We start from the raw sequence: 14,736 nt of genomic DNA on the forward strand, positions 1-14,736 counted from the left end.
AGCAGAATCTCAGCACAACATCATCGTTGCAACGGTAAGTCTTTCCAATGCCCGTCCAACGTATCAGTCCTCGTGACCATTACTCTTTGTGGGCTCTGCTCTGTTCGGTTTTCCTTGTAGTTCATAATCTAGGCGTGCGGGCGGCACCACGCAACCTGGGAAAGGGCGTTGTGCGTTTCTTTGCGCAATTGGTCGTTCGACCGTCGGAAAAACGCTTTTTTGGCGTTTCCTGTTCGTTTTTCGCCGGCGTTCTGTGCCATTGCGTGCGTTTCGGATGTCATCGCGGCGTGTCGCCCAATTGGCGCCGAGCGCTGTCCGATTGACATCCGGCCGCCGCCTGACCGATACGAGGGACCGTCACCATCCGGACGACAACAACGCCCGATTGTGGACAACCCGTCGGCGGTTGTGGACAACCTGCCGGAACACGGTGGACAATCCGGCGGTTTACGCGGGTAAACCATGGGCTCCGACCACATCACCCCGCACGGCTTGCCCGGCACCCGCCCACACCGCTTCAATCGAATCATGAACACGCCAGCACCACTCACGCCATCGCCATCGATACCACCGCCGATGGATGACCGGACGATTCACGCCGACATCACGTCGTCCGCCGTCGTCCCATCGCCCGTTCCATCGACCGCCTCATCGGCCGCTCCTCCGGCCGCGCCGACGCCGGCCATCCCGATGCCGGCCGACCCGCCGTCCGTCGCCCTGCCCCGACGCGGCCCGGCCACGCCGCGAATCGTGACCACGGCGCATGGGCCGACGCCACGGCGCCACTACGCCCTTCCGCAATCCACGCTCGCGCCGACGCCGACGCCGGTCCCGACCGTGACGGTACCGGCTCCGGTTACGCCGGTACCACCGCAGTCCGCCGCTTCCACGCCACTCGACCGGCGACGGCGCAAAGGCGCGTCCAAGGCCGTGGGCCCCAGACGAAAGGCGACGCCGCAACGCCTCATGTCTCGTCGGGGCGCGATCGCGACGGTACATCGCGCCAAGCCGTCCGTACCATGCCCGCTCCCGGAGACCTCGCCCCCGGGCAATCTCGTCGTGTTCACCTCGCCCAGCGGCGGCATCGGCACGAGCACGCTCATGGCGCTCACCGGATTGGCGCTGGACGGACACGGCGTCGACTGCGCGCTGCTCGACGCCGATCTGGATGGCGGCGGGCTCGGCGTGCTGCTCGGTATCGAGCACGAGCCCGGCCTCACCCTGCAGGATCTCGACGCGCCGCTCGGGCATATCGAGGGATCGGCGCTGAACCACGAACTCCCCGCCTGGGAGGGCATGCGCGTGCTCGCCCATACGCCGTGGCGGGGCGGGAATCCGGAATGGTGGGAGCTCGAGGCCGCGGCGGACGCGCTGGCCGAAGCGAACGACATCGTGATGGTGGATGCGGGCCGGGGCACGGTCATCCCGCGCATGCCCCGATTCGCCGCCGCGCATCAGGTGGTGGCCGTCGACCTGTCCGTGCTGGGCATGGCCCGCGCGAAATCGCATCTCGCCATGCTCGACCGGCTGCGTGACGCCATGCGCGGCGGCAGAGGCGGCACGACCGGGAGCGCCGGCACGACGGGAGCCGTGCCTCCCCAGCCGCTCGTCGTCGGCGTCGAGCCGCGCGGACCGGCCCGATCCAAGGCCTCCTCGTCGGTCGCGGTGGCGGAGGCGGTCGCCTATATCGGCGAGGACATGCTCGGCCCCGTACGCTGCGCACCGGCGTTGTGCGCGGACATGCTCGCGGGGTTGGGCATCCGCACGGTGCCGAAACGCAACCGGCGCGTGGTCGACGCGTTGGCCGACGGCATCCTCGCGGCCGCCGGCATCCGCGTGCCGGGAGGAAACCGTGCGGCGGACGGGGAACGGAGGCCATCATGAGCGGAAACCATATGGCGGGCGCGATGACGGACGCGATGACGGACGTCACGGCGATCGCGTTCGGGCCGCTCGACTCCATCGTGCGCGATCCGCGCGTCACTGACGTGGCGGTGACCTGCGACGGACGCGTCTGGGCGGACGACGGAAACGGCATGCGCGAGCGCCGGCCGCGCATACCGTTCCGCGATGCGCGGACCGTGCGCGACTACGCGGTGCGCCTGTGCGCGCAACTCGGCCGCCGTCTCGACGACGCATGCCCCATCGCCGATGCTTCCAGCGGCGGCGGCATCCGTGTGCACGCCGTGATTCCGCCGATCGTGCCGTATGGCGCGTCCCTGTCAATCCGTCTGCCGGACCGCACGGCGTCCACGCTCACGGACCTGTGCCGCCGTGGATTGTTTCCCGCGCCTTGGCTGCCCGTGCTGCGCGGTCTGGTCGCGCGACGCGCCACGCTGCTCCTCACCGGCGGCACCGGCGCCGGCAAGACCACGCTGCTCAAGGCGCTGCTCGCCGAATGCGACCCGGCGGAACGCATCGTCACCGTGGAGGAGGTGCGCGAGCTGGGCGTCCTGCCGCTCGACGATCACGTGTCGATGGTCACGCGTGAGGCGAACGTGGAGGGCGCCGGCGCGGTCGGATTGCCGGAACTGGTGAAGGCGACGCTGCGCATGCGCCCCGACCGCGTGGTGCTGGGAGAATGCCGCGGCGAGGAAATCGCCGACCTGCTGCGCGCCTACAATTCCGGCCACCATGGCGGCATGACCACGCTGCACGCCGACAGCGTCGCGCGCGTGCCGTCGCGTCTGATTGCGCTCGGCCTGTTGGCGGGTCTCGCCCCCGAGGCGACGGCCATGCTCGCCCGTGACGCGTTCGACGCGGTCCTGCACCTGGAACGCGTCGACGGACGACGCCGCATCGCGCAGATCGGCCTGTTGGGCGGGACGGCGGGCGGCGCGATGACGAACGGCGCGATGACGGATGACGCGATGACGGATGACGCGACCGGCATGGCGACGGGCGTCACGGCGACGGGCGGAACCCCTGTCCGCCCGGCCGCGCTCGCGGGAGTGCCGCTGGCCACGTGGACAGGCGCGGACCAGCCCTCATATGCGCCGCAATGGCGTCGTTTCACCGACCGGTGGAGGCTGCCATGACGACGACCACGATCATCGCCTCGGCCGGCATCGCGCCGGGCGTCATCGGCCCGCTCATCGCGGTTCTCGCGATAGCGGCGGCGGCCGTCGCCATCGCGCCCATCGTCATGCCCGCCATCGTGCGCCCCGTCATGCCGCCGGGCGCGCGGAACCGAGCGCGCGGGACTCGCGGACGGCTTGGGAACGGCGTCGTCGCTTCCGCCGCGCCGCCGCGCATCGGCATCGATGCGACGATCGCCGCCGTCATCGCGCGCGTGAAAGGCGGCGGCACCGCCGTCGAAGCGTTCGAAGAGCAGGGAGGCGTACGGTTCGCGACGCCGCGCGTGACCGTCGCGCGCGCCGCGACGGTGCTGCGCGTGCGCGCCAAGGACGACGAATCCGAAACGGACGTCGCGACGGCGGCACGGCATCTCGCCGCGGCATGCCGGTTGAGCGAACGTACGGGATGCGAGCTGGCGCGCTGCCTGGAGGCGGTGGCCTCGGACCAGAGCCGGGCACGTCGCGCCGCCGAGCTGAAACGGCAGACGTTCGCGATGCCGAAGGCGACGATACGGCTGCTTTCCGCACTGCCGGCCGTGACCGTGGCGCTCGGCGAGCTGTTGGGAGCGCGACCGGTCGCGTTCCTGTTCGGCTCACCGCAGGGACTGCTGTGCTTGGGATTGGGCGGATTGTGGTATGCGGCCGGTCTGGTGTGGACGCATCGGATGTTGGCGTCGTTCGACGATGCGGGAGGCGACACGGACGCCGACCTGCCGATCACGCTCGCCATGCTCCATGCCGCGCTCAGGCAGGGCGCATCCATCCCGGGGGCATTGATTGCCGTGGGCGAGGCGATCGAGCGCCCGGCGCAGGACGATACGGAGCGTGACCGGGCGAGGCGCGACGGCACACGGCGCGGCGGACCGAAGCGTGACGGACCACGACATGACGGACCGAAGCGCCGCGGCCCGGCGCGGGACCTGCCCACGTGTCTGCGCGCGGCCGGCTATGCGCTCACGCGCGGCGCGACCTGGCATGAGGCATGGATCGGCGCGGGTGCGGGAGGCCTGCCGCTCGAATCGGTCCGCGACTGCCTCGGCGAGGCGTGGATGCACGGCGTCTCGCCGACGGCACGGCTGGAACTCGCCATCGAGCGGTACGGCCGGGACGAGGCCGCGGCCATCGAGCGGGCCGCGGCCGAGCTCTCGGTGCGCCTGCTCGCGCCCACCGGACTGTGCTTCCTGCCCGCGTTCGTGCTCATCGGCGTGATACCGGCCATCGTCTCGTTCGCGCTGTGAGGCATCCGCCGGCCGTCCGGCCACGCGTTACCGCTCACAGCACCGTCTCCCGCCCACCGGGCGACGCCCAAAATGTGAACTCGCGTTGAACTTTGGCGCGTATACCCACAACCCAACCGTCTCAAGGCCTAGGATGACAATCATGGCACAGATTTTTGACGCACCATCGAAAGCGATTCTGCGAAGCCAAATCGCAGAGCACATCGCCGAAACCGACAAGAACGATCGGCGCGAGACCCTTGAAGGCGAGGCCCCGCTGCCGACCGACCGCTTCTTCGACCGCGAGCTGAGCTGGCTCAAGTTCAACAAGCGCGTCCTCGAACTCGCCGAAGACAAGGACCAGCCGCTGCTGGAGCGCACCAGCTTCGCGGCGATCTTCGCCAACAACCTCGACGAGTTCTTCATGGTCCGTGTGGCCGGTCTCAAGCGCCGCATCGACTCGGGCATCGCCGTGCCCTCCGCCGCCGGCCTGAGCCCGCGCCAGCTGCTGCGCTCGATCAGCGAGCAGGCGCACGCGCTGCAGAACGAGCACGCCCACTACGTGATCGACGAGCTGTTCCCGGCCCTCGCCGAACAGCACATCGTGCTGCTCAGCTGGGACAAGCTCACCACCGCCGAGCAGGAGCGCCTGTCGCGCTACTACCGCCAGCAGGTGTTCCCCGTGCTCACCCCGCTCGCCGTGGACCCGGCCCACCCGTTCCCGTACATCTCCGGCGGCTCCATCAACCTCGCCGTGATCGTCGAGAACCCGGCTTCCGGCAAGTCCCACTTCGCACGCGTGAAGATCCCGGGCAACCTCAACCGACTCGTGCCGGTCGACGACATGACCGACGAGGAGTCCAAGGAGGAGCGCTACGGGTTCATCACGATGGAGAACCTCATCATCGCCCACCTGGAATCCCTGTTCCCGGGCATGATCATCAAGGAGGCCCGTTCCTTCCGCGTCACCCGCAACGAGGACATCGACGTCGAAGAGGATGACGCCGAGAACTTGCTCAACGCGATGGAGAAGGAACTGCTCCGCCGTCGCTTCGGACCGCCGATCCGCCTCGAGATCTCCGACCAGACCAGCCCGTTCCTCTCCCAGCTGCTCGCCGACCAGCTCGGCGTCACGCCGGAGGAGGTGTACCGTCTGCCGGCACCGCTCGACATGACCGTGCTGTTCGAGCTCGGCGGCATCGATCGTCCGGACCTCAAGAACCGCCCGTTCATCCCGACCACGAACCGTCAGATCGCCGAGGTCGAGTCGAGCCGCGCGCAGGACATCTTCGCCGCGATCCGCGAGCGTGACATCCTGCTGCACCACCCCTACGACTCGTTCTCCACGTCCGTCCAGGCGTTTCTGGCGCAGGCTGCTGCGGATCCTAAGGTTCTGGCCATCAAGCAGACGCTCTACCGAACCAGCTCCAACTCGCCGATCATCGACGCGCTGATCGACGCGGCGCATGCCGGCAAGCAGGTGCTGGCGCTGGTCGAGATCAAGGCCCGCTTCGACGAGGACGCGAACATCGCGTGGGCGCGCAAGCTGGAACGCGCCGGAGTGCACGTCGTGTACGGCATCGTGGGCCTCAAGACCCACTGCAAGCTCATCGAGGTGGTGCGTCAGGAGGCCGACGGCCTGCGCCGCTACTGCCACGTGGGTACCGGCAACTACAACCCGAAGACGGCCCGCATCTACACCGATCTGGGCCTGCTCACCTGCGACCCGGTGGTCGGCCAGGACCTCACCCGCCTGTTCAACCAGCTGTCCGGCTACGCGCCGAAGTCGAGCTTCCACCGTCTGCTCGTCGCGCCGCGCACCATCCGCACCGGCCTGATCCAGCGCATCCGCCGCGAGGAGGATGCCGCCCGCGCCGGCAAGGAGGCGTGGATCAAGATCAAGGTCAACTCCGTGGTGGATGAGAAGACCATCGACGCCCTGTACCGCGCCTCGCAGGCGGGCGTGAAGATCGACATCGTCGAGCGCGGCATCTGCTCGCTCAAGCCCGGTGTTCCCGGCCTGTCCGAGAACATCCGAGTGCGTTCGATCCTCGGCCGCTTCCTCGAGCACAGCCGTATCTACGCGTTCTGCAACGCGGACGGCCCGCAGATCGGCGAAGGCCCGCTGTCCGGCCCGGAGGTGTGGATCGGCTCCGCCGATCTGATGCACCGCAACCTCGACCGTCGTGTCGAGGCGCTGGTGCGCATCACCGCACCCGAGCAGATCCAGGAGCTGCTGGACTACATCGACCTGCAGATGGCCGATTCCACCTCCAGCTGGCATATGTTGCCGGACGGCTCCTACGAGCGCCACTCGAAGGACGAGGAGGGACGCCCGCTGGTGGATTGCCAGGAGTACCTGATCCGCAAGCACACGCGTCGTCGCGGCAACCACAGCTGAGACAACCACAGCTGACGCCGCAGCTGAAGCGACGGGCCTCGCATGAGACCCCGTCGCCCGACGTTCGCATAGCGGTCGCGCCGGTGGAACCTTTGGCCACCGGCGCGACGGATTCGCGCCAAACGGCGTATGATGAAACCCGGAATTCGTGAACGTTAACGCAAATGAAGGCCGACCCGATATGGGTCGGCCTTCGTCGTTGCAGCGGGAAAACTACGTAGAGTCCTACGCGAGCCCCCGCCTGCGACCCTGCGTACAATCGAAGGGTGAACAAGAAAATGAGCAAGATCGTGGAAGCGGCCGGCGGAATCCTCTACAGACGTCGCCGTCTTCCTGACGACGTTGCGCGACGACGCGCCGACGAAGGCTCCTCCGTGATCACGGCCACGGCCACCGCCGCGGTCCCCGCGACGACCGCAATCCCCACGGACGTCGCCGCAAGCAACGCAACCACCACGGAAAATTCCGCAACCACCGCTTCCACCGCCTCCCCAGCATTCGGCACCCCGCGGTTCGACGACATCGAAGTCTGCCTCGTACACCGCCCGAAATACGACGACTGGAGCTGGCCGAAAGGCAAGGTCGACCCGAACGAATCGCATATGCACGCCGCCGTGCGTGAGATCGGCGAGGAGACCGGCCTGCCCGTCGCGCTCGGCCCGTACCTCGGCGACGTCGAATACCCGCAGTCCGAAGAAGGCAGCAAGCGCCGCCACACGAAGAACTACGCTCCCGACGTGAACACGAAGCACATCCGCTTCTGGATGGCCACCGCCATCTCCCCCGTCGACAAGCTCAAGCGCACCGCCGCACTCGGTCCCGTACACCGCGCCGATGTGGGCGAGATCGACGACGTAATATGGCTCACCCCGGACAAGGCGCGCAAGAAGCTCACCCATTCCACGGACAAGGAGATCCTCGCCCTGTTCATCGACCGCCTCCAGGAGGGCGCGGCCGACGCGGTGCCGGTCATTCTCGTGCGCCATGGCAAGGCGGAGGCCCGCAAATCCTGGAAGGGCACGGACGCGAACCGTCCGATCACACCGCGCGGAGCCGCCGCCGCGTTCGCCCTGAGCCACGAACTCGCCTGCTTCAACCCGGTGCGCCTCGCCACCTCCCCATGGATCCGCTGCATGGAGACCCTGGAGACGTTCTCCTGGCAGACCGGCCGCGACATGGTCAAACTCGACCCGCTCACCGAGGACGCGTTCGCCGCCGACCCGCAGGCCGCATGGGAATGTTTCAAGTCCGAGATCGACTATGCGCTCAAACACCGCAATCCGGCCGCGGTCTGCATGCACCGGCCGGTGATCGGTGGTATATTCGACCATCTGCGCGCCTTGTGCGTCTCCGATTCGCTCGCGAAGCGTCTGATCGCCAAGTCGCCCTACATGCCCACCGGCAGCGCGCTCGCGCTGTTCGCCATCGCCACGCCGAGGGGCCCCCGCATCATCGATATCCAGAAGGTCATTCCGCTTGTCTACTAGCTTCCCCACCACAGGAACCGCCGGAATCACCGGCAACACGGGCAACGGCTCCGTGCTCGCCTCCCGCTCCGGCTTCGTGCCCACGCCCGGCTCCGCGCCGCGCCCGTCGCGCCCCGGCCAGCTCGCCCCCGCCCTGCTTGAGCAGATGGCGGGCGGCAACGACCCGGGCGTCGTCAACGAGATCGCGCACTCCTCCGCCTCCGCGCTGCTCGACCGCGTGCGCCACAGCGAGGATCCGGCGGTCGTCGCGCGCGTGCTCACCGTCGTCGAGCGCGAAGGAGTGGACGACATCGCCGAACTGTGGAGCTCGTCGCCGGCGGACACGCTGCCCGGCGTGCTGTGGCGCCTGTACATGCTGCGCACGTGGATGCGCACGCACCGCGACGCGATTGCGCGGCTGTGGCGCGTCGGCGAGCCAGTCGCGACGTCCGCCTCCGCGATCGCCGGCGTCGACCAGGCGCCGACCGAGGACGACATCGCGCGTCTCGCCGATTCGATTCTGTCCGGCGCGTTCACCGGCGATTTCGCCGTGGCGATGGAACGCGCGGCCGCGTTCACCGACGTGGTGGCGCTGGGACTGCGCATCGAGGCGAAGCATCTCGCCGAACAGGCCGCCACGCTGGGCGCCAAGTCGAACGCCGACAAGGCGGCGCGGCTCATGCACACGGCCGCGAACCTGTTCGTCACCGCCAAGGACTTCCACCACGCCGCGAACCTCTGGCGGCGCGGCAAGCTGGAGTAGCGGAAAGAAAAAAAGAAAAAAGCAAAAAGAAAAGCGCCGAACCGTGAAAGCGCCTGTCGGCGCAAGGGCCGCTCGCGGCGGCAAAAAATGGAGCCCGGGGCTTAAGCACGGCCCGACGCGGATAACAGTATAAGCATTGACAAGCTCATGCCACGCCGCGCACACGGAATCCGCCGCCGCGAGCCCCTTCGGGCCTTGCAATTACGGACTTCGCTACGCGAAGCCTCAATTCTGCCTTCGTTCGCCTGTCGGCTCACTCAGGCTGACGCTACGGGGAATCCACCGGATTCCCCGCTCGACGCGTCAGCCCTTGCGCCGACAGGCGCTTTCACGGTTCGGCGCTTTCTCTTTTGTCTCTTCTGACTCACTCCTCCAGCGGCGTGACCTGTACCACGCGTGCGCCGAGCCGTTCCACGATGTCGTGGTGGTGGGTGGAGAGCAGCACGGTCTTGCCGGCATCCACGAACGCACGCAGCACGCGCACCACCACATCGGTGTTGCGCTCGTCCAAGCCGTCGGTGGGCTCGTCGAGCACGAGCAGATCCGGGTTCATCGACAGGCAGCACGCGATGGCGACGCGCTTCTTCTCGCCGCCGGACAGCCGGTAGGGCGCACGGCCGCGCAGACGTTCCAATCCGAACAACGCCACCATGTCGTCCACGCGCCGCGCCACCTCGGTCTCGTCCAATCCCATCTGCATCGGTCCGAACGCGATCTCCTCCTCAACGGACGGGCAGAACAGCTGCGTATCCGAGTTCTGGAACACGAATCCGACGCGCTGGTGCAGCGCCTTCGCGAACCGGCTGTTCCGCGCCTCGACGGCCGCGCGCGTCACCGGCGTGCCGGCGAACCGGTATTCGCCCGCATCGGGGAACTCCAACGCGTTGATGATGCGCATGATCGTGGTCTTGCCCACCCCGTTCGGGCCGAGCAGCGCCACGCACTCGCCGCGCCTGATGGTCAGCGAGAAATCGCGCAGCACCGCATGCGAACCATCGTCATACGGATCGCAGTACGAGAATCCGATATGCTCCAACTCCACCAGCGGCGTCCCAGCCACACTGGCCGTCCCCGCGCCGAACACGTCATCTCGAATCGCATCCTCACGAATCGCCCCGTCAGCCATCATCGACCACCTCCACAACAGCCCCTCACCATCGTCTTCATAACCGTCTCCATCATCCCAATACCACGGCCACCGCCGCCACGACCGCCACGCCCGCCGCATACGCCGCGTTCGCCCAGGTGGCCAGCGGTTCGCGCCGCACATGGTACCGCCCGTCGAACCCGCGGCAGGTCATCGCCTCGGCCATGGCCTTCGCCTCGACGTGCGCCCACAGGAACACGGCGCCGATCACACGCCCCGCGGACATCATCTTGCGCCGGTCCCGCCCGACGCTACGCAACCGCAACGCGTCGAGCAGCCCCACCATGGACCGCCCGAGGATGTCGATGAACTGGATGGTCACGTCGCACACGTACACGACGCTGTCCGGCACGCCCACGCCACGCAGCCCGGCGAGCAGCCGGTTCCACGCGACGGTGCGCGCGAGCGCGACCACGAGCGCGACGGCGACGAACGCGCGCACGGCGAGCCGCACCACGACCGCCCCGGATTGTCCGACGAGCAGCGCCGGCAGCCCGATCACGACGCTCAGCAGGGTCACGGCGAACGCCGGCCTGAGAATCGCCAGGATGAGCCGCGCCGGCCGCGCCGCCAGCATGACGAGCACGAGCGCGAGCGCCGCATAGGAGAACGCCATGCCGCGCGTCGCGTTCACGCAGACGATGATCGCGATGATGCCGACGAGCCGCAGTCCGGGCGAGACCCGCCCCAGCGCGCGGTCGAGCGGGCTGCCCGCGACCGACACGGGAGCGCCGACCTGTCCGAGCATGCCGCCCAGCCGTGCGAGATTGCGTTCGATGAACGTGGACCGGTCCGTGGGCGGATCGTAGCGTTCGGATGCCCGCAGCCACGCGGGAATCGTCACGGCATCGGTCTCGCCGCCAGTCGTCGGCCCGGCCAGGCGCTCGGCCGAGCGCCCGGTCGAATGTCCGGTCAAGCGCGCGTCCGCCTCGCCGGTCATGCCGCGGACACGGCCTTGCGCCGCGCACGCCCGCGCACGGCGAAGGCGAGCAGGCGGAAGACGATGGTGAGCACGGCGATGCCGATCACGGCGCTCAGCAGGTATCCGGCGACGTCCGGCAGCCCGGCGAGCGCGTAGTCGGGCAGGAGCGCGTTCCAGCTGAATCCGTGCGCGATGTACTGCGGCACGTAGTCGAGTCCGGTCGCGGTCATGAAGTCCTCGGCTCCCCATTCGCCCCACGCGTCGCCGGTGGCGATGAGTCCGATCGGCGAGAGCAGCGCGACGACGCCGAGCGCGATCCACGCGCTGCGTCGCAGTCCGTCGCGGCCGGTGCCACCGTCATGTCCGACAAGTCCGTCACGTTCCCCACGAACCGTCACGGCACCGGTGCCGCCCACGCCCGTCGCGATGATCTCGGGTGCGGTGCGCCGCACGAATTCGACGACGACCACGGCGAGCAGTCCTTCGACGACGCCGGCGACGGCGAGGTGCGGCACGAGCATCGCGGGAATGGTGACGGCGAACGGGAACGGGAAGTAGAGCGCCTGTCCGTCGGCGTCGTGGAAGAGCAGTGGCTGCGCACCGAGTTCGAGCGCCACGCACAGGGCGGCGAGGGTGAGGCCCACGTAGCCGGCGAGGAACGTCGCGACGCGGCCGGCCGCGCGCGCGGTGCCGTCGCGACGCGCACGCGCGTTCGCGGCCGCACCGTCCGCACCGTCCGCGCCGTCGCGGCGTCCGGCGACGAGACGCGCGACGCCACGACCCGCCGCGGCAATGCCGTATGCGGCGAACGGCAGCACGACGGCCATGTTGAAGCAGTTCGCGCCGAGCGTGATGATGCCGCCGTCGCCGAAGAGGAGCGCCTGCAGCAACAGCGCGACGGACACGGCGACGGTCGCGTACTGCGGTCCGAGCAGGAGCGCGATGAGCGCGCCGCCGACGCCATGCGCGGTGGTGCCGCCGGGCGTGGGCACGTTGAACATCATGATGAGGAAGGAGAACGCGGCGCCGGCGCCCAGATACGCCATCCGTTCCGGCGTGGCGTCACGCATGACGTGGCGCAGGCACAGCACCCAGATCGGGATCATGACGGCCCAGAACAGCGCGCCGGTGGACGGCGAGACGAAGTTGTCGGGGATGTGCATCGCCAGCGTGGCGGCCTGTGCGGATGGGGTGTCGGTGATCATGCGCGCTCCTTCTGCTCCGCCGCGGTCGGTTCCGCTTCGGTTCGTGGGTTTCGTGTCGTATCGTGTGACGTAATATCACATCCGTGATTCGGGCAGGGTCCGGCGGCCCGCCGACCGTTGCAATCATTGCGAAACGCCGATGCGCGGACGCGAGCCGTCCATATGCCGGACGGTATTTTCCGGCGGTATTTCCCCGATGATTCCCATCCGTTACATACGCGCGCGGCGACGCTTCTACACTGTTCGCAGATCGCCGCCCGGCAGTCGGACGGCCATACACCCCGACACTGAAGGAGGGCGGATGATCGCCAAGGAGATCACCGGCAACATCATCAGCCAGCGGTATGACGACGGCAAGCTCGCCGTGCCGATCGCGTTCGACTGGTTCGAGACGGACAAGAAGCGCATGCGCAAGGTCGCCGAGGACGGCACCGAGTTCGGCATCATGGTGGGCCGCACCATCAAGGACGGCGACGTGCTCGCCGAGACCGACGACAAGCGCTATTTCGCGCGCATCCGCACCGCGCAGCTCATCGAGATCCCCGTGGACTCGATGAAGGAGATGGGCCGCCTGTGCTTCGAGCTCGGCAACCGTCACCTGAGCCTCAAGGTGGAGGACGACCGCGTGCTCGTCCCCTACGACCATCCGACGATGGAGTACACGAAGAAGATCGGCTACGAGCCGCACATCATCGAGGGCGGCTTCGACGGATTCCTCATCGTCAAGGCACACGCCGGTTCGGGCACGATCATCCCCGGCACGAACAAGACGACGGGCGACGTGGCCGAGGAGGAGCAGGAAGCCGAGGCGGACGCCGCGTGGGCCGCGCAGGAGGCCGGCGGGAAGCACGACGATCACGCCGAGCATGAGCACGCCGACGAGCACGGCCATCACCACCATCATGTCGTCGAGGAGCCCGGCGTCGATGCCGACCACCCGTACCAGCTCAAGCCGGGCGAATACGAGTCGAACGGCGTGCTGCACCGCCCGGACGGCTCGCACAGCCACGACGGCGGCCGCACCTGGCACACGCACTGATCCCCGATCCCGCCCCAGGAAAGCCGAAACCATGAACGTCAACGAGACCGAGGCACGCCGCCTCGCCATGCTGCAGGTGTGCGACAGCGTCTTCCCGGTGGGCGCGTTCGCGCTGTCCAACGGCATGGAGACCTTCGTGCAGCGCGATTTCCTGCGCCGCGGCCCCGACTTCGAGCAGTACATGAAGAACTATCTCGAGGTCGCGCCGTACAAGGAGATCGGGCAGATGGTGCTCGCCGGCAGGGCGGCCGCCGACGCGCGGCTGTCGCGCAACGGGCTCGCGAAACGGCTCGCCGCGCTCGACGAGCTGTCGGGCGCGCTGCAGTCGGCGCGTGAGATCCGCGAGGGCGGCGAGCGCATGTGCACGCGCCTCATCAAGCTCGCCGGCGAGATGGATCCGGGACTCGGGCACTCCCCCAAGCTCGGCCTGTACGCGGAACTCATCCGCGCGAAACGCTGCCGCGGGCTACATTCGATCGCGATGGGCCTGTACGCGGCCGACCATGCGCCGGACATCCGCGACGCGGCCATCATGTACGGCTATTCGCTGCTGAGCGCGCTCACCATGTGCGCGGCGAAGGCGATCCCGCTAAGCCAGTACGCGGGCCAGGTCGCGTTGCACGATTCGTTCCCACGGCTCGTGCGCGCCGTCGACATCGCGATGACGCTCGGGCCGGACGATCTGGGCATTTCCGGCGCGTTCCTCGACATCGCCGCGATGCAGCACGAGACGCTGTATTCGCGCCTGTACATGAGCTGACGCGATCCGCAATCACCAACCAAAAAACAAACCACAAAACCACAACACGCAACCCACATCCATCTACCAACCCAAGGAGCACACATGTCCTACGTGCGCATCGGCGTGGCCGGCCCGGTCGGTTCCGGCAAGACCGCACTCATCGAACGCCTCACCCGCAAGATGGCCGACGACTACAGCATCTGCGTCGTCACCAACGACATCTACACGAAGGAGGACGCCGAATTCCTCATCGAACATTCGCGTCTCGCGCCGGACCGCATCGTCGGCGTGGAGACCGGCGGCTGCCCGCACACCGCGATCCGCGAGGACTGCTCGATGAACCTGGAGGCGTGCGAGGAGATGGCGCGCACCCACCCGGACGTCGAGATCATGTTCGTCGAGTCCGGTGGCGACAATCTGTCCGCCACGTTCAGCCCGGACCTCGCCGACGCGACGATCTACGTGATCGCCACCGACGAGGGCGACAAGATCCCGCGCAAGGGCGGCCCGGGCGTGACGCGTTCCGACCTGCTCGTCATCAACAAGGCCGACCTCGCGCCGCTCGTGCACGCCGACCTCGACGTGATGGCCCGCGATTCCAGGAAGATGCGCGGCGACCGCCCGTTCATCTTCACCGACCTGATGGGCGGCGCTGGCGTCGACGACGTGATCGACTGGATCAAGAAGAGCGTGCTGTTCGAAGGCATGTGATCCGCGGCGATATCGGGCGAATATGACGCCGTGAAAGCTACACTGG

12 protein-coding genes are annotated in these 14,736 nt (G+C 68.0%); 9 read left to right on the forward strand and 3 right to left on the reverse strand.

All coding sequences use genetic code 11. The features are described 5' to 3' along the window. Positions 1–930 precede the first annotated feature (930 nt). The 6 genes from AC1AYD_RS05865 to AC1AYD_RS05890 all read left to right on the forward strand — a co-directional run bounded on the left by AC1AYD_RS05865 (position 931) and on the right by AC1AYD_RS05890 (position 8,924). Positions 931–1,884, forward strand: coding sequence for a hypothetical protein (locus AC1AYD_RS05865; protein WP_476502669.1), 954 nt, complete (start codon positions 931–933; stop codon positions 1,882–1,884). 35 nt (positions 1,885–1,919) lie between these two features. Then, positions 1,920–3,038: a CpaF family protein gene (locus AC1AYD_RS05870; protein ID WP_476532741.1), complete on the forward strand. Its 1,119-nt coding sequence runs from the start codon at positions 1,920–1,922 to the stop codon at positions 3,036–3,038. Then, the gene (locus AC1AYD_RS05875; RefSeq protein ID WP_476532709.1) at positions 3,035–4,315 is read left to right on the forward strand and encodes a type II secretion system F family protein; all 1,281 of its coding nucleotides are present in this window, start codon (positions 3,035–3,037) and stop codon (positions 4,313–4,315) included. Before AC1AYD_RS05870 ends, AC1AYD_RS05875 begins: the two co-directional genes overlap by 4 nt. Before the next feature lie 142 nt (positions 4,316–4,457). Next, complete coding sequence (locus AC1AYD_RS05880) at positions 4,458–6,695, forward strand: RNA degradosome polyphosphate kinase (protein ID WP_476502671.1); 2,238 nt, start codon at positions 4,458–4,460, stop codon at positions 6,693–6,695. A 266-nt stretch (positions 6,696–6,961) separates the two neighbouring features. After that, entirely contained in the window at positions 6,962–8,182 is a 1,221-nt protein-coding gene (locus AC1AYD_RS05885; protein ID WP_476544816.1) for an NUDIX hydrolase, read from the forward strand. Positions 8,183–8,327: 145 nt separating this feature from the next. Further along, a complete protein-coding gene (locus AC1AYD_RS05890; protein ID WP_243394372.1) occupies positions 8,328–8,924 on the forward strand; it encodes a hypothetical protein in 597 nt (198 codons plus the stop codon). A 364-nt stretch (positions 8,925–9,288) separates the two neighbouring features. On the opposite strand, the gene AC1AYD_RS05895 is transcribed toward AC1AYD_RS05890, so the two are convergent. The 3 genes from AC1AYD_RS05895 to cbiM are packed head-to-tail and all read right to left on the reverse strand — an operon-like array spanning position 9,289 to position 12,198. Continuing rightward, positions 9,289–10,053, reverse strand: coding sequence for an energy-coupling factor ABC transporter ATP-binding protein (locus tag AC1AYD_RS05895; RefSeq protein ID WP_476544817.1), 765 nt, complete (start codon positions 10,051–10,053; stop codon positions 9,289–9,291). A 49-nt stretch (positions 10,054–10,102) separates the two neighbouring features. Beyond that, positions 10,103–11,011, reverse strand: a complete 909-nt coding sequence (locus AC1AYD_RS05900; protein ID WP_476544818.1) for an energy-coupling factor transporter transmembrane component T — start codon at positions 11,009–11,011, stop codon at positions 10,103–10,105. Further along, positions 11,008–12,198 carry a cobalt transporter CbiM gene (gene cbiM, locus AC1AYD_RS05905; protein ID WP_476544819.1) on the reverse strand — a complete coding sequence of 397 codons (1,191 nt, stop codon included), beginning with the start codon at positions 12,196–12,198 and terminating at the stop codon, positions 11,008–11,010. Before cbiM ends, AC1AYD_RS05900 begins: the two co-directional genes overlap by 4 nt. A gap of 301 nt (positions 12,199–12,499) precedes the next feature. Here cbiM and AC1AYD_RS05910 point away from each other — a divergent pair, with 301 nt between their 5' ends. The 3 genes from AC1AYD_RS05910 to ureG all read left to right on the forward strand — a co-directional run bounded on the left by AC1AYD_RS05910 (position 12,500) and on the right by ureG (position 14,690). Beyond that, positions 12,500–13,237 carry an urease accessory protein UreE gene (locus AC1AYD_RS05910; protein WP_476532714.1) on the forward strand — a complete coding sequence of 246 codons (738 nt, stop codon included), beginning with the start codon at positions 12,500–12,502 and terminating at the stop codon, positions 13,235–13,237. Between the two features lie 31 nt (positions 13,238–13,268). Beyond that, positions 13,269–13,997: an urease accessory protein UreF gene (locus tag AC1AYD_RS05915; RefSeq protein ID WP_476544820.1), complete on the forward strand. Its 729-nt coding sequence runs from the start codon at positions 13,269–13,271 to the stop codon at positions 13,995–13,997. Positions 13,998–14,081: 84 nt separating this feature from the next. Then, complete coding sequence (ureG, locus tag AC1AYD_RS05920) at positions 14,082–14,690, forward strand: urease accessory protein UreG (RefSeq protein ID WP_476532716.1); 609 nt, start codon at positions 14,082–14,084, stop codon at positions 14,688–14,690. Positions 14,691–14,736: the final 46 nt, after the last annotated feature.

The sequence above is a fragment of the Bifidobacterium sp. LH_426 genome (genome assembly GCF_056356875.1).